The sequence below is a fragment of the Pseudomonas sp. NPDC087639 genome, assembly GCF_044743385.1.
GTDB lineage: Bacteria > Pseudomonadota > Gammaproteobacteria > Pseudomonadales > Pseudomonadaceae > Aquipseudomonas.
In genome coordinates this window covers 1-2,065 of record NZ_JBIUWI010000170.1, presented here as the reverse complement: position 1 = coordinate 2,065, position 2,065 = coordinate 1, and the positions used below count along the sequence as shown (strand labels likewise).

1 pseudogene is annotated in these 2,065 nt (G+C 61.8%); it reads right to left on the bottom strand.

The window, feature by feature from the left end:
• Positions 1-47: 47 nt before the first annotated feature.
• Positions 48-2,065 (bottom strand): annotated as a pseudogene (gene gltB, locus ACIOVB_RS27590) (glutamate synthase large subunit); the annotation flags it as partial.

Genomic DNA, 2,065 nt, shown 5'->3' with positions numbered 1-2,065 from the left:
ACGGCGGCTTGCAGGGTGCTGACCACGTCCGGGGTGTAGGCGTGCTATGCGCCACCGTGGCCGAACTTCAGCAGACCGCCCTGCTGGATCGGCTTGCGCGGACTCCAGGCTTCGGTGGCCAGCGCTTTCTGCTCGGCTTCGATGTCGACGAAACGCGCACCCTTGATGCGGCTCGGCACGCCACGGAAGCTCAGCTCGCACACTTCTTCAGACAGACCGATGGCTTCGAACAACTGAGCGCCACGGTACGAAGCGATGGTCGAGATGCCCATCTTCGACAGGATCTTCAGCAGACCTTTGGTGATGCCTTTGCGGTAGTTCTTGAACACCTCGTAGAGGTCGCCCAGCACTTCACCGGTACGGATCAGGTCGCCCAGCACTTCGTAAGCCAGGAACGGATAGACCGCCGAGGCACCAAAACCGATCAGCACCGCGAAGTGATGCGGATCGCGTGCAGTAGCGGTTTCAACAAGGATGTTGGAGTCGCAGCGCAGGCCTTTTTCGGTCAGGCGATGGTGTACCGCGCCGGTGGCCAGCGAAGCGTGGATCGGCAGTTTGCCCGGAGCGATATGGCGGTCGCTCAGAACGATCTGGGTACGACCGGCACGCACGGCTTCTTCAGCCTGATCGGCAACATTGCGGATGGCCGCTTCGAGACCGACGCTTTCGTCGTAGTTGAGGTCGATGATCTGCCGCTCGAAACCCGGGCGGTCGAGGTTCATCAGCGAGCGCCACTTGGCCGGGGAAATGACCGGCGAGCTGAGGATCACGCGCGAAGCGTGTTCCGGCGACTCCTGGAAGATGTTGCGCTCGGCACCGAGGCAGATTTCCAGCGACATCACGATCGCTTCACGCAGCGGGTCGATCGGCGGGTTGGTCACCTGCGCAAACTGCTGACGGAAATAATCGTACGGCGTGCGCACACGCTGGGACAGCACGGCCATCGGCGTGTCATCGCCCATCGAACCCACGGCTTCATAGCCTTGCTCACCGAGCGGACGCAGTACCTGATCGCGCTCCTCGAACGTGACCTGATACATCTTCATGTATTGCTTGAGCTGATCAACGTCGTAGAAGGCCGAACCGTGATCGTTGTCTTCCATGGTCGCCTGAATGCGCAGGGCGTTCTTGCGCAGCCATTGCTTGTACGGATGACGGGATTTCAGACGGTTGTCGATCGCATCGGTGTCGAGGATCTGCCCGGTTTCGGTGTCCACGGCAAGGATCTGGCCCGGGCCTACGCGGCCCTTGGCGATCACGTCTTCGGGCTGGTAGTTCCAGACGCCGATTTCCGAGGCAACGGTGATGAAACCGTTGGTGGTGGTGACCCAGCGCGCCGGGCGCAGACCGTTACGGTCGAGCAGGCACACCGCGTAGCGTCCGTCGGTCATGACCACGCCGGCCGGGCCGTCCCACGGTTCCATGTGCATCGAGTTGTACGCTCGCAGATGCGGTTCCTTTGTTTCGAAGTTCTGCCACGCAGGCGGAATGATCATCCGCACGCCACGGAACAGGTCGATGCCGCCGGTGACCATCAGCTCAAGCATGTTGTCCATGCTCGAGGAGTCGGAGCCGACACGGTTGACCAGCGGGCCGAGTTCTTCCAGATCCATCAGATCATTGGTGAACTTGGTCCGACGGGCCTGTGCCCAGTTGCGGTTACCGGTGATGGTGTTGATCTCGCCGGTGTGGGCGAGGAAGCGGAATGGCTGAGCCAGCGGCCATTTCGGCAGGGGGTTGGTGGAGAAGCGCTGGTGGAACACGCAGATCGCGGTTTGCAGGCGCTCGTCACTCAGGTCCGGATAAAACGCGGCCAGGTCGGCCGGCATCATCAGGCCTTTATAGATGATGGTCTTGTGCGAAAAGCTGCAGATGTAGTGGTCGGAGTCGACGGCGTTAGACACCGACGAACGACGACGGGCGCTGAACAGCTTTACCGCCATGTCCTGATCGCTCAGGCCTTCACCGCCGATGTACACCTGCTCGATCTGCGGCAGGCGCTCCAGGGCCAGGCGGCCGAGGACGCTGGTGTCGATGGGCCCGGTGCGCCAGCCGAGCGGGTGCG